Source organism: Pseudomonas sp. PA-6-3C (genome assembly GCF_021605825.1).
GTDB classification, from domain to species: Bacteria; Pseudomonadota; Gammaproteobacteria; order Pseudomonadales; family Pseudomonadaceae; genus Aquipseudomonas; species Aquipseudomonas edaphica.
In genome coordinates this window covers 121230-145074 of record NZ_WKDV01000011.1, presented here as the reverse complement: position 1 = coordinate 145074, position 23845 = coordinate 121230, and the positions used below count along the sequence as shown (strand labels likewise).

The following is a 23845-nucleotide window of genomic DNA, read 5'->3' as shown; positions in this document are numbered from 1 at the left end:
CACGTGGGGAGTTCTCTTGATCAAGGGCAGTGGCGTTTTTTACCAAAGCCCGGCATGCGTCGCAATGCTGCGGCTCAAGCCAGGCGCTTCATCCCCGTGGCTTTTGCCGCATCAAGGTCGAAGGTGGCGGTGTATTCACAGCCGGCGGCATGGGCGCAGCGTTCGATCAGGTAGTCGGCGAAGTCGGCTTTGCCGCCTGTGAATCGTCGCAGTGCCTGCCAGATGATCTCGGCGTGCTCGACGGTCAGTTCACGGGTGCGCAGCAGGGTTTCCAGCACGGTCACCACGTCGCTTTTGGCCGATTGATAGCAGCTTTGCAGCACCCAGACCAATTCCACCACCGACACCAGGCTGACAAAGCCCGGTGACACGCTGGTGAGCGACTCGATCAGCGCCGAGGCCTTGGGCGATTGCACGGGGTCATCCTGGGTGACATAGCGCACCAGCACATTGGTATCGAGCCCGATCATCCGGCGTTTGCTCCTTGCGCGGCGATGGCGCGGTTCATGTCTTCGATCGACACGGCCTGCGCAGGCTTGCGGATCAGCCCCTTGAGGTCCTGCACGGTTTTGCTCGCGGCGATAATGGAAAACTTGCCGTCTTCCGTTTCGACAAATTCAACCCGATCGCCTGTTTCCAGGCCAAGCGCGGTGCGCACTTGCACGGGGATAGTGATTTGCCCTTTCGAGGTGAGTGTGGCGGTGGCCATAGTGAAAATCTCCATCGTGATATTCCTTACGTTAAGGTAAGGATTGATGAAGGACAAGATCCGTTGGTCCATAGGGTGCTCTGCTGGTGTGAGTGAGTGGGAACAGGTAAAACCCTAGCTCGAACTCTGCGCGCTCACACGCCCGCCTGCGACCCAAAGAGATACAAGCTATGACCGAACGTCAGCTCATCATTCCTGCCGCCATGCAACCCATTGTCGAGCGCGCCGGCTACGTGCCTGCGGTAAAAGTTGGCAACACTCTTTACTGTGCAGGCCAGGTCGGCCGTACACCGCAGCTGGCCGTGATCGAAGACCCCGAGGCGCAATTTATCGCGGCCTGGGAAAACCTGAGGGAAGTATTGGAAGAGGGCGGTTGCAGCTTCGATGACGTGGTGGACATGACCACTTATCACGTGAACATGCGCCAGCACATGGCGGTTTTTCGGGAGGTGAAAAACCGCCTGTTCCCGCGGGGGCATTGCGCCTGGACCACGATCGGGGTGTCCGAACTGGCACACCCCGGCCTATTGGTGGAAATCAAATGCGTGGCGGTGCAGCGCTAGTTACTGCACCACGCGATAGCACGGCACATAGGCTGCGCCGCCCGGCAACTTCATACGGTGCTGGGCGACAAATGCCTGCAACAGCTCGTCCAAGGGTTTCATGATCGCCGGGTCACCGTGAATCTCATACGGGCCATGCTGCTCAATCAGGCGAATACCCTTGTCCTTGACGTTACCGGCCACAATCCCCGAGAACGCGCGGCGCAGGTTGGCCGCCAGCTCATGGGGCGGCAGCGCGTGGCTCAGTTGCAGGCTGGCCATGTTTTCGTGGGTGGGGTCGAACGGGCGCTGGAAGCCTTCGTCGATCTTCAGCAGCCAGTTGAAGTGGAACGCGTCGTTGCGCTCGCGGCGGAATTGCTTCACGGCCTTGAGCCCGACGGTCATCTGGCGGGCCACTTCGGCCGGGTCGTCGATGATGATCTGGTAGTGCGCCTGCGCCGCTTCGCCGAGGGTGGCGCCGACGAACGCGTGCAGTTGTTGCAGGTACGGCGCGGCCTGTTTCGGCCCGGTGAGGATGACCGGGAACGGTACATCGCGGTTATCCGGGTGCATCAGGATGCCCAGCAGGTACAGGAACTCTTCGGCCGTGCCGGCGCCGCCCGGGAAGATGATGATGCCGTGGCCCACGCGCACAAAGGCTTCCAGGCGTTTTTCGATGTCCGGCAGAATCACCAGCTCGTTAACGATGGGGTTCGGTGCTTCGGCCGCGATGATGCCCGGCTCGGTCAGGCCCAGGTAACGGCCGTTGGTAATGCGTTGCTTGGCGTGGGAAATGGTCGCGCCTTTCATCGGGCCTTTCATCACGCCGGGGCCGCAGCCGGTGCACACGTCAAGGCTGCGCAGGCCCAGTTCGTGGCCGACTTTCTTGGTGTATTTGTATTCTTCGGTATTGATCGAGTGCCCGCCCCAGCACACCACGATTTTCGGTTCGACACCCGGGCGCAATGTACGGGCGTTGCGCAGCAGGTGGAACACGTAGTCGGTGATGCCCTGGGAGTTGCTCAGGTCTATGCGCTGGCTGTCCAGCTCGTTCTCGGTGTAGACGATATCGCGCAGGGCGCTGAAGAGCATTTCGCGGGTGCTGGCGATCATCTCGCCGTCGACGAAGGCATCGGCTGGCGCATTCAACAGTTCCAGGCGCACGCCACGGTCTTGCTGGTGGATACGCACTTCAAAGTCTTTATAGGCGTCGAGGATGGTCTTGGCGTTGTCGATATGCGCGCCGGTGTTGAGGATGGCCAGGGCGCACTGGCGGAACAACGTGTAGATGCTGCCGGAACCGGCTTCACTCAGTTGCTGGACTTCACGTTGGGACAGGGTTTCGAGGCTGCCCTTGGGGCTGACGGAGGCATTGATGACTTGACGTTGGGGCATTCTGATTCCTTGAAAGCACAGCCATCGCAGCCGCCAGGGGCGGCGATGGCTGGAGAATGGTGAGCGCCGAACTCGGTCGCACTAGACAGTTAGTTTGGCCGCCAGAAGGGCAGGGCGCAAACGCCGTCAACACCATCATGCCGCAGAACTTACTGAATCAGCTTCCAGTTTTTGTAGAAAACCCGACGCAGGGTAAACACCAACCCGGCAAAACCCGAAATCACGGCGTTGAGCACTGAGGGCAGCAAGGTCGGCCGCACGATGTCAATGAACAGGCAGTAACGCTTTGCGTCGTTTTTGTTGAAGGAGGCATGCATCAGCGTGTCATCGAAGATGAACAGCGGGTCATCGTGCCAGTAGTGCTTGTGCTTGCCCACCTGGATGTAAACACCGTCGTGATGCGGCGCCGGCGCCATGTTGTAGAGCACGCGGAACATCATGCGCAGCGGGCCGAAGTGGAAGGACGTGGAGCGGTTTTCGTTGAACACCGAGACGCCGATGGTCTTCACAAACGGCAGTTTCTTGCGCAGTTGCGGAATGTCCAGGGTGGTTTCGATCGGGCGACCGTACCATTGGAAGAACAACATGCCGCGCTTTTTCTCGGCCATGCGCTCGTCCAGGTAGCTGATGATTTCGTCCTTGTTGGCCATGGCGTCGTCGATGACTTGTTGCAGGTCTTCGCGCCAGGCGGGCGGCAGGTCGCGCATGGTGTAGACGTGGCGGTTGCGCAGGCTCAACAGGTCGAACAGGGTATTGAACGGCGCCAATATCCAGGTGTTGCGGCCGTTACCAACGAAGTATTTCTTGATGGTGTCGCGGTCGTACAGGCCGTTGCGCAGGAAATCATAAATGCCGCAGAACAGCACCAGCAGCAGAAACACCAGGCTGGTACGTGGGAAGCAATAGATGAACAGCAGAACGCCGAGTACCCAGGCGACTGAGACCAATTTTTTTTGCACAGCACTTTTACTCATGAAGCGAGGCTCCGGACCTGAAACAAAGCGAAACAATCCCGCCATGATAGTGGGTTATCACGGCGCCGGGCGTTTTAAATATTGCGAATTTGTGAACGTTGAACACAGTTTTTAACCAGGCGGTGCTGCGCGCCAGCTGTTTTGCCGATTGGATTTTGTAAACAGAAGATTTGCGTCTATCGTGACGCTTCGGTTTTTCGCGCGTCATAGACCGGTACGATTGAAGTTGAATGGCCACCACTGGCCGTCGACCCCTTGGAAGAGGCAGAAATTTTATGATCATCAAACCGCGGGTTCGTGGCTTTATCTGTGTGACCGCTCACCCTGTTGGCTGTGAAGCGAACGTCCGAGAGCAGATCGACTACGTAACCCAGCATGGCGCCATCGAAGGCGGCCCAAAAAAGGTGCTGGTCCTCGGCGCTTCCACCGGTTATGGCCTGGCCGCGCGCATCAGTGCTGCGTTTGGCTGCGGCGCCGACACCCTGGGCGTGTTTTTTGAGAAAGAAGGCGAAGAAGGCAAGCTGAGCTCCGCCGGCTGGTACAACAGCGCGGCGTTCGAGAAGTTTGCCGTGGAAAAAGGCCTGTACGCCAAGAGCATCAACGGCGACGCGTTCTCTGACGAGATCAAGCGCCTGACCATCGAAACCATCAAGAAAGACCTGGGCAAGATCGACCTGGTGGTTTACAGCCTGGCCGCGCCGCGCCGTACCGACCCGCAAGGCGTGGTGCACACCTCCACCCTCAAGCCGATCGGCAAGGCCGTGACCCTGCGCGGTATCAACACCGACAAAGGCGTTGTGGTCGATACCACCCTTGAGCCTGCAACCCAGGAAGAAATCGACGGCACCGTGAAAGTCATGGGCGGCGAAGACTGGCAGCTGTGGATCGACGCCCTGCGTGACGCCGACGTGTTGGCCGAAGGCGCCAAGACCACTGCGTTCACCTACCTCGGCGAGAAGCTGACCCAGGATATTTACTGGAACGGCTCCATCGGCGAAGCCAAGAAAGACCTCGACAAAAAAGTCCTGACCCTGCGCGACAACCTCGCTGCGCTGAAGGGCGACGCCCGTGTGTCGGTGCTCAAGGCCGTGGTTACCCAGGCAAGCTCCGCGATCCCGATCATGCCGCTGTACCTGTCGCTGCTGTTTAAAGTGATGAAAGAGCAGGGCACCCACGAAGGTTGCATCGAGCAGGTTTACGGCCTGTTCAAAGACAGCCTGTACGGCAGCGAGCCGAAGCTGGACGCCGACGGCCGCCTGCGCGCCGACCTGGCTGAGCTGGAGCCGAAGGTTCAGGACGCCGTGGCTGCACTGTGGAATCAGGTGACCGATGACAACGTCAACGAGATCAGCGATTTCGCCGGCTACAAGGCGGAGTTCCTGCGTTTGTTCGGGTTTGAAATCGACGGCGTGGACTATGAAGCTGATGTGAATCCGACTGTGAAGATCAAGGGCCTTATCCAAGCCTAAACACGGTCAAAAAATGTGGGAGCCTGGCTTATGTGGGAGCTGGCTTGCCTGCGATACAGTCACCTCGGTATATCAGTTACACCGAGGCGATGCTATCGCAGGCAAGCCAGCTCCCACACAAGCCAGCTCCCATACAACCCCGCTCCCACATTTGCCTTGGGTTAATTCAGAACCCTCCTACATTCCCTCGTGCTCCCACCCTTCCTCACAATCTGCCAGACTCCTTGCGCTATCAAGCCACGCTAACGGAGGATCTGATGACGATTCGTGCAGTAGTTTTTGATTTTGGCGGTGTCCTCTTCGATTGGAACCCGCAGCACCTTTACCGCAAGCTGATTGCCGACGACGCCGAACGGCAACACTTTCTCGACACCATCTGCACCCAAGCCTGGAACACCGAGCAAGACGCCGGCCGCAGCCTGGCCGAAGGCACCCGCCACCTTATCGAGCAATACCCGCAGCACGAACCCCTGATCCAGGCCTATTACGACCGTTGGCACGAAATGCTGCGTGGCGCGTTGCCCGATGGCGTGGCCATTCTTGAGGCGCTGCATAAGGCCGATATGCCGCTGTTCGGGCTCACCAATTGGTCGGCTGAAACCTTCCCTTACGCACGGGCCAACTACCCGTTTCTGCAGCACTTGCGCGATATCGTCGTGTCTGGCGAGTTGAAGTTGATCAAGCCGGACCCCGCGATCTATCACGCGAGCCTTGATCAGGTTCGCGCTCACTTGCCGGATATCCAGGCCAGGGAAGTGGTGTTTATCGACGACGTTGCCGGCAATATCGAGGCCGCTGAAGCCCTCGGCTGGCAGGGCATTCACCATGTGTCGGCCGAGCGCACTGCCGCGCGTTTGCGCGCGTTGGGGGTGAGCTTTTAGCGCGCCCACTTTTCCATGGCGAAATCCACAAAAGCGCGCAGCTTGGGCAGGCGGTAGCGGTCCTGTCGGTAGAGCAGGTGCATGGGGCGGCTGGGCAGTTGATAGGTGGTCAGCAACGCCACCAGCTTGCCGCTCTCCAGGTCCGGTTGCACCAGGGCATCGGCCAGCATGATGATGCCCATGCCGTTCACGGCTGCCTGGCGCAAGCCTTGGGAGCTGTTGATGGTCAATGCTCCGGCCACCGGCACCTCCACTTCGCCTGCATCGCCGGTCATGCGCCACAGTTTGCTGGTGTCTCGCCAGTTATCGTTCGCCGGGTAGGCAAATGCCAGGCAGTCGTGCTGGCGCAAGTCGTCGGGCGTCTGCGGAATGCCACGTCGCGCCAGGTACGCCGGTGACGCACAGAGCGTCAGGGTATAGGCCTGCATCGGCCTGGCGATCAGGCTTGAGGTTTCCAACTCGCCCAGGCGGATGGCAACGTCGAAGCCGCTGTCGACCAGATCCATGCGCTCATTGCTGAGTTCGACATACAGATTGATCTGCGGGTAGCGCTGGGCAAATTCGCTCAAGGCCGGTGTGAGGCGTTCGGTGCCGAACACCGGTGGCGCGGTGATGCGCAGGCTGCCTTTGGGCGTTTCGCTGTGGATCTGCTCTGCCAATAGTTCAGAGTCGGCCACCAGCCCCAGCACCTCCAGGCAACGTTGGTAATACTGCCCGCCAAATTCGGTGAGGCTTTGTTTGCGCGTGGTGCGCTTCAGCAAGCTGACCCCCAGCCGTTGCTCCAGCGCGCGCAAGTGGTTACCGACCATGGTGGTCGACAGCCCGCATTCCTGCGCGGCGGCGGTCATGCTGCCGGCCTCGACCACTTTCACGTACACCGACATCGACTGGAACAGATCCATTATCAAGCCCTGGTTTAAAGTCATTGCAGGAATGCGCAGTTTATCCAGCTCAGGTGGCTAACGATACTGGCAGCATCACAACGATGCACTGGAGCCTGCCACCATGACCGCCGCCTGCCTGATGACCACCTATCAACCCATGGCCCTGAGCTTTACCCGTGGCCTGGGCACGCGCCTGTGGGACCAGCAGGGCCGTGAATACCTCGACGCCGTGGCCGGTGTGGCGGTAACCAATGTCGGGCACTCCCACCCCAAATTGGTCACGGCGATCAGCGAGCAGGCGGGCCTGTTGCTGCACACCTCCAATCTCTACAGCATCGACTGGCAGCAGCGCCTGGCCGAGCGCCTGACGCGGTTATCCGGCCTGGACCGTGCGTTCTTCAATAACTCCGGCGCCGAAGCCAACGAGACCGCGCTGAAACTGGCGCGGTTGCATGGCTGGAAAAAAGGCATTGAAGAGCCTTTGGTGGTGGTGATGGAGAACGCGTTTCACGGGCGTACGCTGGGCACTATGGCCGCCAGTGACGGGCCTTCGGTGCGCCTGGGGTTCCAGCGCCTGCCGGGGGACTTTCTCAAGGTGCGCTTTGGCGACTTGGCCGCATTGGCGGCCATTACCGAGCAATTCGGCACGCGCATCGCGGCGATCTTGCTCGAGCCGATCCAGGGTGAAAGCGGCGTGCTGCCCGCGCCGCCCGGTTACCTGAAGGCGCTGCGCGACCACTGCACGCGCCACGGCTGGTTGATGATGCTCGATGAAATCCAGACCGGTATCGGCCGCACTGGCGCCTGGTTTGCGTTCCAGCACGAAGGCATCGTGCCCGACGTGATAACCCTGGCCAAAGGCCTCGGCAACGGCGTGCCCATCGGTGCCTGCCTGGCCCGGGACGCCGTGGCCCAGTTGTTCACGCCAGGCAGCCACGGCAGCACGTTTGGCGGTAACCCGCTGGCCTGCCGCGTGGGTTGCACGGTGTTGGACATCATTGAAGAACAAGGCTTGCTGCACAACGCCGCGCTACAGGGCGAGCGCCTGCTGGCGCGGTTGCGGGTGGAGTTGAGCGAGCACCCGCAGGTGCTGGCGATTCGCGGCCAGGGCTTGATGGTCGGCATCGAGCTGGCCAGGCCTTATCGTGACCTGGCCCAGCGTGCGGCCCAGGAGCATGGGCTGCTGATCAATGTGACCCGGGGCAAGATCATCCGCCTGTTGCCGCCGCTGACACTGGATGCCAAGGAGGTTGAGATGATTGTGCGGGCCATCACCCGTCTCCTGGATTGAAACCGGATCAAACTGTGGGAGCTGGCTTGCCTGCGATAGCGGTGTGTCAGCCACTGTAGTTGGCACAGACAGTCCGCTATCGCAGGCAAGCCAGCTCCCACATTGGATCGGCGTGATATTCAGAGATCCGGGCCATTGAGCCATTCCTGGTTCATGGTTTCGGTATCGCCCAGGTACTCCAACAACCAACTCATCGCCGGCGACAACTTATCCTGCGCCCACGCCACACACGACGGGCTGGCCGGAAACGGTCGGCTCAGTTGCAGCGCCACCAGGTCGCCACGCTCGACCCACGGCAATACCTGATGAGCCGGCGCCATGCCCACGCACAGCCCATCGCGCAGGCAATCGAGTGCCGAGGCCCAGTTGGGCACGACCAAACGGCGCTGGTTATCCAGGGTCCAGGTGTCACGCTTGGGCAGGTTGCGCGAGGTGTCGGTCATGCACAGCGAGGCGAACGGGCGCAGTTGGTCGTCACTGAGCAAGCCGCTGACGCTTGCCAGCGGGTGCTGGGCGCTGACCACACACAGCCAGTTGAGCAGGCCCATGTCCCGAAATGTGAAGCGGCTGGCCACCGGCACCGCGCTGGTGGCGCCGATCACAATGTCGGTGCGCTCATCGGCCAGGGCGTCCCACACGCCGTTGTACACCTCGTATTCGAGCAGCAATTCCACCTCAGGGAATTGCCGATAAAAATCCAGCACCAGTTGCCGGCAGCGCTGGGGTTTGACGATGGAGTCCACCGCGACCTTCAACTGGCCGCTCCAGCCATTGGCCACCTGCTGGCACAAACGCCGGGTGCCGAGCATTTTTTTCATCACCCCGCGCGCTTCGTCTATAAATAGACGGCCGGCGGGGGTCAACTCCACATCGCGATGGCGGCGCACAAACAGCGGCACCGCCAACCATTCCTCCAACTGGCGCACCGTATAACTGATGGCTGACGGCACGCGGTGCAATTCCTGGGCAGCGGCGCTGAAGCTGCCATGGCGTGCCACGGCATCGACTACATCCAGGGAGTATTCGGACCACATAGCGGTTGCCTTCAAAATATTTGATTCAAGTATCCAATTATTATCGCTTCACACACAGCCTGTCAGCTTCATAATGGGCGCCAGTCAGCAAATAGTTTGATGGCAGCATCCACAAGGCTTCAATGAAAAATTCTTTTGGTTTCACCTGGTATTTGGCGGGGCTGAGCATGCTCGGTTATCTGGCCATGGACATGTACTTGCCGGCGTTTGGCGCCATGGGCGAGCAGTTGCAGATCAGTGCGGGCGCGGTGGGCGCCAGCTTGAGTATTTTCCTCGCGGGCTTTGCGCTCGGGCAGTTGCTGTGGGGGCCATTGTCCGATCGCCTGGGGCGCAAGCCGGTGCTGCTCGCCGGGCTGAGCCTGTTTGTGCTGGGCTGCGCCGGGATGTTCTGGGTCGAGACGGCGCCGCAGTTATTGGCGTTGCGTTTTATCCAGGCGATTGGTGTGTGTTCCGCCGCCGTGAGTTGGCAGGCGCTGGTGATTGACCGTTACCCGGCCGACAAGGCCCACCGTGTTTTCGCCAGCATCATGCCGCTGATGTCGCTGTCACCGGCGTTGGCGCCGCTGTTGGGCGCGATGGTGCTGAACCACTTTGGCTGGCAGGCGATTTTCGCGGTATTGCTGGTTGTGTCAGTGCTGTTGCTGTTGCCGACGTTGCTGCTGCGCAAAATGCCGAAACGTCGGGCCGAGGAGGGCGAACCTTCGCGCCTGGGCTATGGGCAGTTGCTGACCTCCCGGGTGTTTACCGGCAATGTGATGATCTTCGCCGCCTGTTCAGCCAGCTTCTTCGCCTGGCTCACCGCGTCGCCGTTTATCCTTGGCGACATGGGTTACAGCCCGAATGACATCGGCTTGAGTTATGTGTTGCCGACCTTGTCCTTTCTGGTCGGCGGTTACAGCTGTCGCAGTGCCTTGCAGCATTACCAGGGCAAAACCCTGCTGCCGTGGTTGCTGGTGGCCTATTGCATCAGCATGGTGGCGTTGTACCTGGTTGCGACATTGACCGTGCCGACCCTGACCACTTTGTTGATTCCGTTCTGCCTGATGGCGTTGGTCAACGGTGCGAGTTACCCCATCGTGGTGGCGAATGCGTTGATGCCCTTTGCGGAAAATTCCGGTAAGGCGGCGGCGCTGCAGAACACCCTGCAGTTGGGCCTGTGCTTTCTGAGCAGCCTGCTGGTGTCGTCGATGATCGACCAGCCGCTGTTGATCACCGTGATTGTGATGCTGGCGACTGCGCCGCTGGCGGTGTTGGGTTACTGGCTGGCGCGGCCGAAAGCCGATAAGTCGGAACTCGCAAGCGCCTAAAACTGAAACCCAAGCAAAAATGTGGGAGAGGGCTTGTGTGGGAGCTGGCTTGCCTGCGATGGCATCAACTGGGTGCACCTGATGTACCGAGTTGTCTGCATCGCAGGCAAGCCAGCTCCCACACAAGCCAGCTCCCACAGTTGATTGGTTTTTTTCAGTTAGAACGTCACTTCCATATTCAGCGTAGGCGTGGAGGTCCGGGTGCCCATGCCACCATCCACCCCGAACTTGTTATGCCAGTACTCGTAACCCACCCCCAGGTACAGGTTCGGCTTCACGCTTTTACCTGGCCGCACCGCCACCATCAGCGCGGTGCGCATCAGGGTTTCCGGCGCGGTGTCGCGGCCGTGGTAGTCCTCGCCCTTTTCCCCGACGTAATTGATAAACCCCTGGAACTTCGCCGCGTGGTTGGCGATGTCGAACGGGCGCATCCAGGTCAGGTTGAGCATGTAGGTGTCGTCGAAGGTGTGGTTCGACTCTTTCGCACCGGGGATGCCGGTGTGGTTCTTTTCCTTGTAGTACATCAGGCTCAAATCCAGCACGCCGACGGTGTTGAACTTCAACGTCGGGCCGATCACCAGCGCGCGTTTTTTGGCTGAGGCGAAGTTGTTGTTGCGGTTCGCGTCGAAGCCCAGGGTCAGGGCGTAATCCTTGACCAGGCCGGTGCCCAGCGGCACATCGAATACCCGTGAGGCGTACAGCTGGTGTCGGTACACGGCGTAGACCTCACTGCCACCGTGGTCGGTGCCCTTACGTGGGTCGCTGCTGTCGGACAGAAACACATCGAGGTTCAGGTAGTTGCTGCCGTACTGGTAGCCGCTGGCGTGGGTAAAGCTGTAGATGCGCTTGCTGAAGTCGTCGGGGTTGTTGGGGTTGGTGAAGTGCTGGCCGTAGCGAAACCCTACGCTGTTGTTCATCCATTCCAGCGCGACGGCCTCCCCACCGCCGAGAAGGGTCAATGCAACGGTAGCGCCCTGTAATGCCTTTTTCATTGTTCTAGGTCCTTTGGCGTTCTGGCTCATGACGGCCGGATTGTTTTTGTAACGCCGATGGAGGGTATCTTGTTCGATTGATTGTATACAACTCTATGGACATCCAGTCCAAACATTGCATACAGTGTTCGCACAACAAAAACAGAGAACCCCTCACCATGACTATCCCGAAGGCGTCACCGCAGCGGCCAGAAGACGAGAATCTCGGCGTCGCGGCCAACATGGCTTACGGCCTGCAGCATGTGCTCACCATGTATGGCGGCATCGTTGCCGTACCGTTGATCGTCGGCCAGGCGGCCGGGTTGTCGCCGGCGGATATCGGCCTGCTGATCGCCGCCTCGCTGTTTGCCGGTGGCCTGGCCACGTTGCTGCAAACCCTCGGCCTGCCGTTTTTTGGCTGCCAGTTGCCGCTGGTGCAGGGCGTGTCGTTTGCCGGTGTGGCAACCATGGTGGCGATTGTCGGCAGTGATGGCGCGGGCGGGGTGCCGGCGATTCTCGGGGCGGTGATGGCCGCGTCGTTTATCGGCTTATTGATCACGCCGGTATTCTCACGGATCACCAAGTTCTTCCCGCCGCTGGTCACCGGCATCGTGATCACCACCATCGGCCTGACGCTGATGCCGGTGGCAGCGCGCTGGGCCATGGGCGGCAATAGCCGCGCAGCGGACTTTGGCAGCATGGCCAACATCGGCCTGGCGGCACTGACCCTGGTGCTGGTGTTGCTACTGAGCAAGATCGGCAGCGCGACCATCTCGCGCCTGTCGATTCTGTTGGCCATGGTGATCGGCACCGTGATCGCGGTGTTCTTCGGCATGGCGGATTTCTCCAGCGTCGCCCAAGGGCCGATGTTCGGCTTCCCGACACCTTTCCATTTCGGCATGCCGACCTTCCATGTGGCGGCGATCATTTCCATGTGCATCGTGGTGATGGTGACGTTGGTGGAAACCTCGGCGGACATCCTCGCGGTCGGCGAGATCATCGACACCAAAGTCGACTCCAAGCGCCTGGGTAATGGCCTGCGTGCCGATATGCTGTCGAGCATGTTTGCGCCGATCTTCGGTTCATTCACCCAAAGCGCCTTCGCCCAGAACGTCGGCCTGGTGGCGGTTACGGGAGTGAAAAGCCGCTTTGTAGTGGCCACTGGCGGTGTATTTCTGGTGGTGTTGGGCCTGCTGCCCTTTATGGGGCGGGTGATTGCGGCGGTGCCGACTTCGGTGCTTGGCGGCGCCGGTATTGTGTTGTTCGGCACCGTGGCGGCCAGTGGGATTCGCACGCTGTCCAAGGTGGATTACCGCAACAACATGAACCTGATCATCGTGGCAACGAGCATCGGTTTCGGCATGATCCCGATTGCAGCGCCGAACTTTTATGATCACTTCCCCACCTGGTTCGCGACCATTTTCCATTCGGGCATCAGTTCGTCGGCGATCATGGCGATTCTGCTGAACCTGGCGTTCAACCACTTCACCGCCGGTAACTCGGACCAGCAATCGGTGTTTGTGGCCGGCACCGAGCGCAGTTTGTGCTTCCACGACGTGGCGGCGTTGCGCGATGGCGATTACTTCAGTGGCGGTAAATTGTTTGATGCTGAAGGGAAGGAGATTCCAGTGGTGGCGCAAGTGCCGAGGAAGGCCGCAAAGCCTGAGACCACCGAGGTCTAAAACTGTGGGAGCTGGCTTGCCTGCGATGGCGGCGAGCCAGTCACTGCACCTGTAACTGATGTACCGCTATCGCAGGCAAGCCAGCTCCCACAGTTGAACTCAGCCGGCCTTGAGTGCTCGGTGCGGCAGCGAACACGCCTCGTCCAGAAACTTCACCACAGTCCCCATGCACGCCTGGCGTTCTTCCACGTGGGGCATGTGGCTGGAGTCTTCAAACAACGCCCAGCGCACGTCAGTGATTTCATCCAGGAACGGCTTGACCACCAAGGGCGTGGCTTCGTCGTGGCGTCCTGATATCACCAGCGTCGGCACATTGATCGCCGACAGGCGCCCGATCACGCTCCAATCCTTCAAGCTGCCGATGATGTGAAATTCGGTCGGGCCGCTCATGGCGTGGTACACCGTCGGGTCGGCGTCCACCGCTGCAAAGGTGCGCGCCACTTCTTCCGGCCATGGGTTTACTCGGCACACATGCTGGTCATAGAAGATCCGCGCCGCCGCAAGGTATTCCGGGTCTTGGTAAGTGCCGGCCTGTTCGTGTTTGAGCAGGGTTTGATGCACGCCTTCGGGCAACAGTTGGCGCAGGCGGTTGGCTTCGCTGACCCAGGTGCGCATGCAGGTAGGCGAGTTGGCCGGGATAAATGCGCGCAGGCCCTTGGGTCGCAAAATCGCGTGTTCGCTGCCGAGCATGCCGCCCCAGGATTGCCCCAGGATCGCGTAGTTGTCACTGATCTGCAGGTGGTCCAGCAGGTTGTTCAGCTCGTCGAGGAACAGGTCGATGGTCCAGAACGACGCGTCCTTGTCCGGCAAGTGCGTAGAGCGGCCATTGCCGATTTGATCGTAGTGAATCACCGCATGGCCGCTGGCGGCGACGTCCTTGAACGCGTCTACGTAGTCATGGGTGCAACCGGGGCCGCCATGGAGGATCACCAAGGGCGTGCGGCCGGTGCCCAGGTCGCCAGTGACGCGGTACCAGGTCTGGTAGGCGCCGAAGGCCGCGTAGCCTTCGCGGACTTTCTCGATGAATTCCATTTCGTACCCTGCTCTGAAAAAAAGGATCAGGGATACGATAGTCGGCACGCAGCGTTTAAGTAACTAGCAAAACAGCTAGGTTTTACCGACGGATCAATCTTCCAGCAGGCGGTAATGGGTCGCGCGCACCACCGCCTGTACGCGGTTCTTGGCGCCCAGTTTGTGCATGGCCGAGGCCAGGTGCAGGGTGACCACCGCCAGTGAGCGGCTTAACTGCGTGGCGATCTCGGCTGCGGTCAGGCCCTCCGCCGCCCATTTAAGGCACTCGCGCTCGCGTTTGGTCAGATGGATGTGCGGGTAGGTGCGTAGCTCTTTGCTCAGCAGCGGGTAGGCCGCTTCCTGCAAGGCATGGGTGATCAGGCTGAAGTCTGTCAAGGTTTGCTGGGCATCTTCCAGCACCGTGCTGGCCTTGCCGGTGCGCAGGCCGGTCAGCGACGCGAAGCCGCCACGCGGCAGGTGGATCGGCACGGTGACGCCGCAGGTCAGTTGGCGTTCATGCAAATAAGAGGACACGGGCGCATGGCACGGGTCGATGATCTTTTGCAGCGCAGTGTCGGCTTTGGCCTCATAAGACCACACGAACGGCGACACCGTGCTCAAGGCCAGGTGCTGCACCGGGTCGATCTGGTAAAAACCTTCGCTGCACCATAACGCGTGCCAGTCCGACGGCGTGTTGCGCGACTCCAGCACCGAAGGCGTGATCAGCGAACCGTCCTGGTCGATGGGCACCGGCGTGTAGTCATACACCAACGCATCAAAGCCCAACTGCTGGGCGAGGACAAACGTGTTGTCCATCTGTTCAACCAGGCTCCTGCCGGGCATGAGGCGGTTGTTGAAGGCAGTAAGTTTGGACAGCATCCGTTCTGCTCCCGAATTCATTTGAATCTCGACTTGCGGCAAGTAGAATGCCACGCCCCGGCGAAGGACTGCCAGGCCAAACCTATAAGAACTACTAGGTTATGGACGCGCGGCATCCTCGGTAGTGTTGGCCCTGTAAACGGCCGCTACCTGCCAGGCCGATACAACACAAGGAATGTATGCATGTGGCGTGAAATTGCCCCCGACCAGCAGTACAACGTGCAGGTCGATGGCCATAACCTCGTGGCCTACAGCTTTGGCGACGGCGATGAGGTGCTCTTGTGTCTCAACGGCGGCCCGGGCCTGCCGTGTGACTACTTGCGCGACGCCCATGGCTGGCTCAAAGAGCATAACCTGCGAGTGGTTGCATTCGATCAGCTTGGCACGGGCGCATCAGCCAGACCATCAGATGTTTCCCTGTGGGAAATTGGCCGTTATGTCGAAGAAGTCGAAACCGTGCGCCAGGCACTGGGCCTGGGCCGCGTGCATCTGCTTGGGCATTCGTGGGGCGGCTGGTTGGGCATCGAGTACGCCATCCACTATCCCGACGCCCTGAAAAGCCTGATCCTGGAAAACACCGTCGGCGATATTCCGCACCTGTCCCAGGAGCTCGAACGCCTGCGCGGTGCCCTCGGCAGCGAAACCGTGGCCATGATGCAGCGCCATGAAGCCATGGGCACACTCGACCATCCGCAGTATCAGGCCGCTATCACCTTGCTCAACTACCGCCACGTCTGCCGTCTGGACGAATGGCCGGAGCCGGTCAAGCGCTCCCTGGGCGACTGGAACATGGGGCCTTACGAAACCATGCAAGGCCCCAACGAGTTCCTCTATATCGGTAACCTCAAGGACTGGAACCGCATCCCGGAGATGGCCGATTTCAAGATGCCGATCCTGATCACCACCGGCCAGCACGACGAACTGACACCCGCCTGTGCCCATCGCATGAAACTCGCCGCCACACACGCCGAGTTGCATGTATTCCCCAACAGCAGCCATATGCCGTTTTATGAGGAACCCCACGCGTACTTCCCGGTGCTGCTGGACTTCCTCGCTCGCCACCGAGGCTGACGGATGAATCTTGCGCGTTACCGTTTTGTGTTGTCCCGGCCGCTGCAATTGCTGCCGGTGTTGTTTGGCATCAGCCTGATCACGTTTGTGCTGGTGCGCTCGATCCCCGGCGACCCGGCGCGGGCCTTGCTGGGCTCGCGCAGCACGCCGGACGCGCTGCTGAAAATCCGCGCCCAATACGGCCTGGACCAGCCCTTGTGGCTGCAATATTTCTACTTCCTCAAGAACCTGCTCAAGGGCGATCTCGGCCAGTCACTGCTCTATAAGGTCGACGCGTTGAAACTGATCGTCACCCGCATTGAGCCGACGCTGGTGCTGGTGCTCGGCAGTGTGCTGCTGGCGCTGTTGATCGCGGTGCCGCTGGCCACCGTGGCGGCGCGCAACAAAGGCGGTTGGGCGGATAACCTGATCCGCGTGTTCACCACGGTCGGCCTGGGCATGCCGGCCTTCTGGCTGGGCTTGATGCTGATTCTGTTGCTGAGTGTGAAGTGGGGGTTGTTCCCGGTATCGGGCTACGGTCGCACGTTTACAGATAAAGCCCACCACATGGTCCTGCCGTGCTTGACCATTGCGCTGGCGCTGGCGGCGGTGCTGGTGCGCAACCTGCGGGCGAGCATGCTGATGGAGTTGCAGGCTGACCATGTCACCGCTGCCCGCGCACGCGGGTTATCGGAGGCGGCGGTGTTTCGTCGGCATGTGTTACCCAACTCCCTGGTGCCGGCGGTTAACCTGCTGGCGGTGAATATCGGCTGGCTGATCAGCGGCACGGTGGTGATCGAAAGCCTGTTCGCGATTCCCGGCATCGGCCAATTATTGGTGCGCGGCATTTTTACCCGCGACTACATGGTGGTGCAGGGCGTGGCGATGGTGCTGGCGTGTGCGACGGTGGTGGTCAACTTCGTCGCGGACGTGGCGACCGTGGCCCTCGACCCACGGGTGAAGATGCAATGAGCAGCCGACCACTGATTGCGCCGTGGCGTTTGCGCCTGCGGTTTGGTTTTCGCAACGGCCGGCTGACCGCTGCGTGGGGGCTGTTGATCTTGTTTATGTGGTTGGCCCTGGCGTTGTTCGCGCCGTGGCTCGCTCCGTATGACCCGATTGCGCAGAACACCGATCTGAGTTTGCTGGCGCCCAGCCTTGCCCACCCATTTGGCACGGATAACTACGGCAGAGACATCCTTTCGAGGGTGATCTGGGGCGCGCGGATTGACCTGCAACTGGCCGTTATCGGCGTGATCTTCCCGTTCCTGATCGGCACTTTTATCGGCGCTGTTTCCGGCTACATCGGCGGTCGCTTCGACAGCGTGTGCATGCGCGTGATCGACGTGGTGCTGGCGTTCCCGTTCCTGGTGTTGATGCTGGCGATCATGGCCATCCTCGGGCCGGGCTTGCAGAGTTTTTATATCGCCATGGCGTTGGTGGGCTGGGTGTCGTATGCGCGGTTGATCCGCTCGCAGATCCTGGTGCTCAAGGAAAGCGACTTCGCCCTGGCCGCCAAGAGCCTGGGCTTTGGCCATGGGCGCATTCTGTTCCGGCACTTATTGCCCAACGCGATGTTTGGCTCGATTGTGTTTTCGATGTCCGACGCCGTGCTGATGCTGCTCAACGGCGCCGCCGTGAGTTACCTGGGCCTGGGCGTGCAACCGCCGACGGCGGAGTGGGGCACGATGGTCGCCGAAGGGCAGGCGTTTATCACCACAGCCTGGTGGCTTTGCACCTTCCCTGGCCTGGCCATTGTGACCCTGGCCATGGGTTTCAGCCTGCTCGCCGATGGCGTGGCGCAAGTATTGGGGGATCGTTCATGAGCCTGCTTCACGTGCAGGACCTCAGCGTGATCGCCAACAATGGTGGGCGAGAGGTCACGCTGGTTGATCGTGTGTCCTTTGATTTGGCCGAAGGTGAAATCCTCGGCCTGGTGGGTGAAAGCGGGTCGGGCAAAACCCTGGCCTGTCGCGGCCTGATGCGCCTGTTGCCGTCGCCCAACCTGCGGGTGCAAGGCGGCGCTGTGCGCCTGGCCGGTCGCGACCTGTTGCAACTCGATGAGGCTGGCATGCGCGCCGTGCGCGGTGGGCAACTGGGCATGATTTTCCAGAACCCCAGCAGTCACCTTGACCCGTTGATGCGCATCGGCGAGCAGATCGCCGAAGGCATCCGTTTGCATCAGGGTGCGTCGAAAAAAGACGCGCGCCTGCAAGCCATCGAGGTGCTGCGCCAGGTCGGTATTCCCGATCCCAAGGCGCGGGTCGACAACTACCCCCATGAGTTCTCCGGCGGCATGCGCCAGCGCGCGATGATCGCCGTGGCCCTGGGCTGCAACCCGCAAGTGCTGATTGCCGACGAGCCGACCACCGCGCTGGACGTGACGGTGCAGGCGCAGATCCTGCGCCTGCTGCTGGAGCTGCGAGACCAGCGTGGCCTGGCGATCATCATGATCACCCATGACCTGGGCGTGGTGGCGCAGACCTGTGATTCCATCGCGGTGATGTACGCCGGGCGCCTGTGCGAGCACGCGAGCAAATACGACGTGCTGGCCCATCCACAACACCCGTACACCGCTGGCCTTATCGATTGCCAACCCGCCCACAGCAGCGGCCACGCCTTGCTGCGCACCATCCCTGGCCAGCCGCCGTTACTGGATGCCTTGCCCGACGGTTGCCGCTTCAACCCGCGCTGCCCGCAAGTGGCGGCGTTGTGCACTGAGGTGCTGCCCGAAGGTGCGCGCGTAGCCTGCCACTATCCGCTGGGAGAGCGCCCATGAGCCTGTTGCAGATCAAGGACCTGGAGGTGCGGTTTGCCGCGTCCGGCACGGGTGTGTTGGGCCTTAATAAACAGTGGGTGAGGGCGGTCAATGGTGTGTCGCTCAACCTGGCCGCAGGTGAAACCCTGGGGTTGGTGGGCGAGTCCGGCAGTGGCAAAAGCACGCTGGGGCGGGCAATTTTGCACCTCACCCCGATCAGCGCCGGGCAGGTGTTGTTCGATGGCGTCGACATGGCCCGGGGCAGTGCTATCGACATCGCCCGCCTGCGGCATGAAACCGCAATGATTTTCCAGGACCCCTACGCTGCCCTGAACCCGCGACACAGCATTGGCGAAACCCTTGCCGAAGTGCTGCGGGTGCAGCGCAAGGTCGCCCCGGAGCAGATACCGGCTCGCGTGGTCGAGCTGCTTGACCTGGTGGGCCTGCGCCCTGAACTCGCCAGCCGTAAACCCGGCTCCCTCAGCGGTGGCCAGTGCCAGCGCGTCGGCATCGCCCGCGCCCTGGCGGTGGAGCCGCGTCTGATCATTGCCGATGAATGCGTGGCGGCACTGGATGTGTCGATTCAGGGCCAGATCATCAACCTGTTGCTGGAGCTGCAACAGCGCATGAACCTGGCGATTCTGTTTATCGCCCATGACCTGGCCATCGTGCGGCGCCTGTGCGACCGCGTGGCGGTGATGTACCTGGGCAAAATCGTCGAAGAAGGGCCAGTGGAAGCAGTGTTTACTGCGCCACGCCATCCGTATACGGCGGCATTGATCGAGGCGATTCCCGAGATTGATCCGCACCGGCCGTTGCCCGCAGAACCGTTGCCCGGTGAGCCGCCGAGCCCGCTGAAGTTGCCCACCGGCTGCGCCTTTCACCCGCGCTGCCGGCATGCCCGGACGATGTGTTCCGTGGTGTTGCCGCCGACCCATTACCTGCACGAGCATCGATACAGTTGCGTGCTTGAAGAACCTCTGTTTTGACCCACTTCTGCCATTCATGAACAAGGAGTTATGACATGCAATCGCGCCACTTGAAGTTGCTCGCCGCCGCGACACTGACCGCCTGGTCCCTCACTGCCGGGCTGGCCCACGCCGCCGGCGTGCTGACCATCGGCTGCCGTGAAGACAGCACCACGTTCGACCCGATCAAAAGCGCACAGAACCGCGACACGTGGGTGTTCGCCAACGTCTACGACACCCTGGTGCGCGTGGATAACCTGGGCACCAAGATGGAACCGGGCCTGGCCGAAAGCTGGGAGATTTCCAAGGACGGCCTGACCTACACCTTCAAGCTGCGTGACGCCAAGTTCTCCGATGGCTCGGCGATCACCGCCGATGACGCGGCGTTCAGCCTGTTGCGCATCCGCGACAACAAGGCGTCGCTGTGGGCAGATCCGTTCAGCCTGATCAACACGGCCAAGGCCAGCGACCCGCAGACCCTGGTGGTCACGCTGAAAACCCCGGCTGTGGCCTTCCTCTCGCAACTGGCCTCGCCGACGGTATCGATCCTGTCGCAAAAAGCCATGACCACGATGGGCGAAGACGCCTACTCGGAAAACCCGGTGACCTCCGGCGCGTTTACCGTGGAGGAGTGGCGCAAGGGCGACCGCGTGATCCTCAAAAAGAACCCGAACTTCTGGCAGGCCAGGAACGTGAGCCTGGATGGCGTGGAGTGGGTCTCGGTCACCGACGACAACACGCGCATGCGCATGGTGCAGAACAACGAGCTGGACACGGCGATCTTCGTGCCGTTCTCCCGCGTGGAAGAGCTGAAGAAAGACAAAAGCGTGGTGATCCACGCCGACCCGTCGACCCGCGAAGATCACCTGCTGATCAACCACGCCCACGGCCTGCTGGCCAAGCCGCAGGTGCGCGAGGCGCTGGACATGGCCATCGACAAGCAGTCGCTGGTCAAGAGCGCCACGTACGGCCAAGGCACCGTGGCCTATTCCTACATCCCCAAAGGCTCGTTGTACCACTACGCCAACAACCTGCAACGCCCGTATGACCCAGCCGCCGCCAAGAAACTGCTGGAAGAGGCTGGTGCCAAGGACTTGAAACTCAACTACGTGGTCAACGCCGGCAACGAAGCTGACGAGCAGATTGCGGTGATCATCAAGGACCAGTTGGCCAAGGTCGGCGTGACCGCCAACCTGCAAAAGGTCGACCCGACCCAAAGCTGGCAGATGCTGGTGGACGGTGAGTACGATATTTCGGTGATGTACTGGACCAACGACATCCTCGACCCGGACCAGAAGACCACCTTCGTGCTCGGCCATGACACCAACCAGAACTACATGACCCGCTACAAGAACGACAAGGTCAAGGAACTGGTGGCGCAGGCGCGGATCGAGGCCGACCCGGCCAAGCGGGAGCAGATGTATGTGGAGTTGCAGAAGCTGGCGAAGCAGGATGTGAACTGGATTGACCTGTACTACAGCCCGTACATCAACATCTCACGCAAGAACGTGAGCAACTTCCTGCAAAACCCGCTGGGGCGTTTTACCCTTGAGGAAGTGGTGAAGAACTAACGGTCACCGCTAAGCAAATGTGGGAGCTGGCTTGCCTGCGATGGCATCAACTCGGTTTAACAGATAGACCGAGTTGCCCGCATCGCAGGCAAGCCAGCTCCCACACAAGCCAGCTCCCACATGAACCCAGTTCCACATTGGGTTCCCTGTTGTTTCAGGTGAACAGTGTCAGTGCTTACTGCGCATCAAACGCCTGCCCATTGATCCCGGCACTGTCCGGCCCCATCAGGTACAGGTACACCGGCATGATGTCTTCCGGTGCCGGCCTTTCCATCGGGTTTTCCCCCGGATACGCCTGGGCGCGCATGCTGGTGCGTGTGCCGCCCGGGTTGATGCTGTTGGAGCGTACCGATGCCACATCTTCCAGCTCGTCTGCCAGGGTTTGCATCAAGCCTTCGGTCGCAAACTTCGACACCCCATAAGCGCCCCAGTACGCCCGGCCCTTGCGCCCGACGCTGCTGGAGGTGAACACCACCGACGCATCCTGGGACAGCTTGAGCAGTGGCAATAATGTGCTGGTCAGCATGAACATCGCGTTGACGTTTACGTGCATCACGCGCATGAAGTTCTCACCGGAGAGCTGCTCGATCGGCGTGCGTGGGCCAATGATCGAGGCGTTGTGCAGCAGGCCGTCGAGGCGACCGAATTCTTTTTCGATCATCGCTGCCAGCTCATCGTATTGATGGGGCAGGGCGGTTTCCAGGTTGAACGGGATCACCACCGGCTGCGGCTGGCCGGCCGCTTCGATCTCGTCATACACCTGGGCCAGGTTGGCTTCGGTCTTGCCCAGCAACAGCACGGTAGCGCCATGGGCGGCATAGGTTTTTGCCGCCGCCGCGCCGATCCCGCGACCGGCACCGGTCACCAGGATCACCCGGTCTTTGAGCAGTTCTGGACGTGCGGAGTAATCAAACATAAAAAACCTCGACAGAATTCAAGCTGATACAGGCCTTGAAGTGGAATCCATTTCATGTGGGAGCTGGCTTGCCTGCGATGGCGGAGTATCAGTCACCGCAAGTGCTAGCTGGCAGGCCGCTATCGCAGGCAAGCCAGCTCCCACAGTGATCTCAGTGCTAGTGGGTATCTCGCACAATCAGCAACTGCACAGCGCGTTATCCAGCACTTTGCGCAGCTCCAGCGGGTGGTCCACTACCACGTCGGCGCCCCAGTTGCGTGGGTTGTCGTCCGGGTGGATGTAGCCGAAAGTGACCGCCGCAGTGCGGGTGCCGGCGTCGCGGCCAGACTCGATATCGCGCAGGTCATCGCCCACGAACAACACGCTGGCCGGGTCCAGGTCGAGCATCTTGCACGCCAGGATCAGCGGCTCGGGGTCGGGCTTGCTGTTCTTCACGTGGTCCGGGCAGATCAGCAGTGCCGAACGTTCGGCCAGGCCCAGTTGCTGCATGATCGGTTCGGCAAAGCGCAACGGTTTGTTGGTGACCACGCCCCAGACCAGTTTGGATTTCTCGATGTCTTCCAGTAACTCGGCCATGCCGTCGAACAGTTTGCTGTGGATTGCGCAGCCCTTGAGATAGCGCTCCAGGAACTCCAGGCGCAACGCTTCAAAGCCAGGGGATTCGGGGTCCATCGAGAAGGTCACGGCGACCATCGCCCGTGCCCCGCCGGAAATTTCATCGCGGATGTGCTGGGGGTTGATCGGCTCCAGGCCTCGGTCGGTGCGCATGGCCTGGCAGATCGCGATAAAGTCCGGCGCGGTGTCCAGCAAGGTGCCGTCCATGTCGAAGAGAACTGCTCGCAACTTCACAGGCTTACTCCTCGCGCAGGGTCTGGATCATGTAGTTGACGTCCACGTCGCTCGCCAGCTTGTAGTGCTTGGTCAGCGGGTTGTAGGTCAGGCCGATGATGTCCTTGACGGTCAGCCCGGCCTGACGGCTCCAGGCGCCCAGCTCGCTTGGGCGGATGAATTTCTTGAAGTCGTGGGTGCCACGCGGCAGCAGCTTCATGATGTATTCGGCGCCGATGATCGCGAACAGGTAGGCCTTGGGGTTGCGGTTGATGGTGGAGAAGAACACCTGGCCGCCCGGCTTGACCATACGGAAGCAGGCGCGGATCACCGAGGACGGGTCAGGCACGTGCTCGAGCATCTCAAGGCAAGTAACCACGTCGAACTGCTCGGGCATCTCTTCGGCCAGGGCTTCGGCGGTGATCTGGCGGTATTCGACGCTCACGCCGGATTCCAGCTGGTGCAGTTGGGCCACGGCCAGCGGCGCTTCGCCCATGTCGATGCCCATCACGGTGGCGCCGCGCTGGGCCATGGCTTCGCTGAGGATGCCGCCGCCGCAACCGACGTCCAGCACCTTCTTGCCGGCCAGGTTGACGCGCTCGTCAATCCAGTTGACGCGCAGCGGGTTGATGTCGTGCAGGGGTTTGAACTCGCTTTCGCGGTCCCACCAGCGGTGGGCCAGGGCTTCAAACTTGGCGATTTCGGCGTGGTCGACGTTGCTCATG

At 60.8% G+C, this 23845-nt stretch carries 24 protein-coding genes; 12 read left to right on the top strand and 12 right to left on the bottom strand.

The annotated features are described in order from the left end of the window. Positions 1–74 precede the first annotated feature (74 nt). Complete coding sequence (locus GIW48_RS10380) at positions 75–470, bottom strand: PIN domain-containing protein (RefSeq protein WP_017137461.1); 396 nt, start codon at positions 468–470, stop codon at positions 75–77. Continuing rightward, complete coding sequence (locus GIW48_RS10375; RefSeq protein ID WP_017137462.1) at positions 467–724, bottom strand: AbrB/MazE/SpoVT family DNA-binding domain-containing protein; 258 nt, start codon at positions 722–724, stop codon at positions 467–469. Before GIW48_RS10375 ends, GIW48_RS10380 begins: the two co-directional genes overlap by 4 nt. 155 nt (positions 725–879) lie before the next feature. Here GIW48_RS10375 and GIW48_RS10370 point away from each other — a divergent pair, with 155 nt between their 5' ends. Further along, on the top strand, positions 880–1272 hold the full coding sequence (locus GIW48_RS10370) for a RidA family protein (protein WP_099549595.1): 393 nt from the start codon (positions 880–882) through the stop codon (positions 1270–1272). Here GIW48_RS10370 and ppnN read toward each other — a convergent pair whose 3' ends face one another. Further along, entirely contained in the window at positions 1273–2646 is a 1374-nt protein-coding gene (gene ppnN, locus GIW48_RS10365; RefSeq protein WP_017137464.1) for a nucleotide 5'-monophosphate nucleosidase PpnN, read from the bottom strand. Between the two features lie 149 nt (positions 2647–2795). Continuing rightward, positions 2796–3620, bottom strand: a complete 825-nt coding sequence (locus GIW48_RS10360; RefSeq protein ID WP_017137465.1) for an aspartyl/asparaginyl beta-hydroxylase domain-containing protein — start codon at positions 3618–3620, stop codon at positions 2796–2798. A 275-nt stretch (positions 3621–3895) separates the two neighbouring features. Here GIW48_RS10360 and fabV point away from each other — a divergent pair, with 275 nt between their 5' ends. Together fabV and GIW48_RS10350 are read left to right on the top strand one after the other, a co-directional pair. After that, positions 3896–5089 carry an enoyl-ACP reductase FabV gene (gene fabV / locus GIW48_RS10355; protein ID WP_236460674.1) on the top strand — a complete coding sequence of 398 codons (1194 nt, stop codon included), beginning with the start codon at positions 3896–3898 and terminating at the stop codon, positions 5087–5089. 257 nt (positions 5090–5346) lie between these two features. Then, entirely contained in the window at positions 5347–5970 is a 624-nt protein-coding gene (locus tag GIW48_RS10350) for an HAD family hydrolase (protein ID WP_017136123.1), read from the top strand. Here the strand turns inward: GIW48_RS10350 and GIW48_RS10345 are convergent. After that, positions 5967–6872, bottom strand: coding sequence for a LysR family transcriptional regulator (locus tag GIW48_RS10345; RefSeq protein WP_138450197.1), 906 nt, complete (start codon positions 6870–6872; stop codon positions 5967–5969). The genes GIW48_RS10350 and GIW48_RS10345 overlap by 4 nt on opposite strands. A gap of 103 nt (positions 6873–6975) precedes the next feature. Between GIW48_RS10345 and GIW48_RS10340 the strand changes: the two genes are divergently transcribed. After that, positions 6976–8145 (top strand): aspartate aminotransferase family protein, encoded by a 1170-nt coding sequence (locus GIW48_RS10340; RefSeq protein WP_017136121.1) that lies wholly within the window; start codon positions 6976–6978, stop codon positions 8143–8145. Between the two features lie 119 nt (positions 8146–8264). Here the strand turns inward: GIW48_RS10340 and punR are convergent, their stop codons facing one another. After that, complete coding sequence (punR, locus tag GIW48_RS10335) at positions 8265–9179, bottom strand: DNA-binding transcriptional activator PunR (RefSeq protein WP_236460673.1); 915 nt, start codon at positions 9177–9179, stop codon at positions 8265–8267. 122 nt (positions 9180–9301) lie between these two features. Between punR and punC the strand changes: the two genes are divergently transcribed. After that, positions 9302–10486, top strand: coding sequence for a purine nucleoside transporter PunC (gene punC, locus GIW48_RS10330; RefSeq protein WP_236460672.1), 1185 nt, complete (start codon positions 9302–9304; stop codon positions 10484–10486). Between the two features lie 158 nt (positions 10487–10644). Here punC and GIW48_RS10325 read toward each other — a convergent pair whose 3' ends face one another. Continuing rightward, a complete protein-coding gene (locus tag GIW48_RS10325) occupies positions 10645–11478 on the bottom strand; it encodes a nucleoside-binding protein (RefSeq protein ID WP_176991204.1) in 834 nt (277 codons plus the stop codon). A 158-nt stretch (positions 11479–11636) separates the two neighbouring features. Between GIW48_RS10325 and GIW48_RS10320 the strand changes: the two genes are divergently transcribed. After that, on the top strand, positions 11637–13139 hold the full coding sequence (locus tag GIW48_RS10320) for a nucleobase:cation symporter-2 family protein (protein ID WP_236460671.1): 1503 nt from the start codon (positions 11637–11639) through the stop codon (positions 13137–13139). 99 nt (positions 13140–13238) lie between these two features. Here GIW48_RS10320 and GIW48_RS10315 read toward each other — a convergent pair whose 3' ends face one another. Together GIW48_RS10315 and GIW48_RS10310 are read right to left on the bottom strand one after the other, a co-directional pair. Beyond that, entirely contained in the window at positions 13239–14171 is a 933-nt protein-coding gene (locus tag GIW48_RS10315; RefSeq protein ID WP_176991203.1) for a proline iminopeptidase-family hydrolase, read from the bottom strand. Between the two features lie 93 nt (positions 14172–14264). Further along, positions 14265–15029 (bottom strand): LuxR family transcriptional regulator, encoded by a 765-nt coding sequence (locus GIW48_RS10310; protein ID WP_170038929.1) that lies wholly within the window; start codon positions 15027–15029, stop codon positions 14265–14267. Between the two features lie 183 nt (positions 15030–15212). Here GIW48_RS10310 and GIW48_RS10305 point away from each other — a divergent pair, with 183 nt between their 5' ends. The 6 genes from GIW48_RS10305 to GIW48_RS10280 are packed head-to-tail and all read left to right on the top strand — an operon-like array spanning position 15213 to position 21376. Continuing rightward, positions 15213–16100 (top strand): proline iminopeptidase-family hydrolase, encoded by an 888-nt coding sequence (locus tag GIW48_RS10305; protein WP_017136114.1) that lies wholly within the window; start codon positions 15213–15215, stop codon positions 16098–16100. A 3-nt stretch (positions 16101–16103) separates the two neighbouring features. Further along, positions 16104–17051: an ABC transporter permease gene (locus tag GIW48_RS10300; RefSeq protein ID WP_017136113.1), complete on the top strand. Its 948-nt coding sequence runs from the start codon at positions 16104–16106 to the stop codon at positions 17049–17051. After that, positions 17048–17905, top strand: a complete 858-nt coding sequence (locus GIW48_RS10295; RefSeq protein ID WP_236460670.1) for an ABC transporter permease — start codon at positions 17048–17050, stop codon at positions 17903–17905. The genes GIW48_RS10300 and GIW48_RS10295 overlap by 4 nt, the downstream gene beginning before the upstream one ends. After that, a complete protein-coding gene (locus tag GIW48_RS10290) occupies positions 17902–18858 on the top strand; it encodes an ABC transporter ATP-binding protein (RefSeq protein WP_026013611.1) in 957 nt (318 codons plus the stop codon). The genes GIW48_RS10295 and GIW48_RS10290 overlap by 4 nt, the downstream gene beginning before the upstream one ends. After that, the gene (locus GIW48_RS10285; RefSeq protein ID WP_236460669.1) at positions 18855–19826 is read left to right on the top strand and encodes an ABC transporter ATP-binding protein; all 972 of its coding nucleotides are present in this window, start codon (positions 18855–18857) and stop codon (positions 19824–19826) included. The genes GIW48_RS10290 and GIW48_RS10285 overlap by 4 nt, the downstream gene beginning before the upstream one ends. A 35-nt stretch (positions 19827–19861) precedes the next feature. Further along, positions 19862–21376 (top strand): ABC transporter substrate-binding protein, encoded by a 1515-nt coding sequence (locus GIW48_RS10280; protein WP_236460668.1) that lies wholly within the window; start codon positions 19862–19864, stop codon positions 21374–21376. 175 nt (positions 21377–21551) lie between these two features. Here the strand turns inward: GIW48_RS10280 and GIW48_RS10275 are convergent, their stop codons facing one another. The 3 genes from GIW48_RS10275 to ubiG form a co-directional block, all read right to left on the bottom strand. Then, a complete protein-coding gene (locus GIW48_RS10275; protein ID WP_017136110.1) occupies positions 21552–22292 on the bottom strand; it encodes a YciK family oxidoreductase in 741 nt (246 codons plus the stop codon). A 177-nt stretch (positions 22293–22469) separates the two neighbouring features. Next, on the bottom strand, positions 22470–23141 hold the full coding sequence (gene mupP / locus GIW48_RS10270) for an N-acetylmuramic acid 6-phosphate phosphatase MupP (protein WP_099549098.1): 672 nt from the start codon (positions 23139–23141) through the stop codon (positions 22470–22472). Between the two features lie 4 nt (positions 23142–23145). Next, entirely contained in the window at positions 23146–23844 is a 699-nt protein-coding gene (gene ubiG, locus GIW48_RS10265) for a bifunctional 2-polyprenyl-6-hydroxyphenol methylase/3-demethylubiquinol 3-O-methyltransferase UbiG (RefSeq protein ID WP_003172645.1), read from the bottom strand. Between the last annotated feature and the right edge of the window lies 1 nt (position 23845).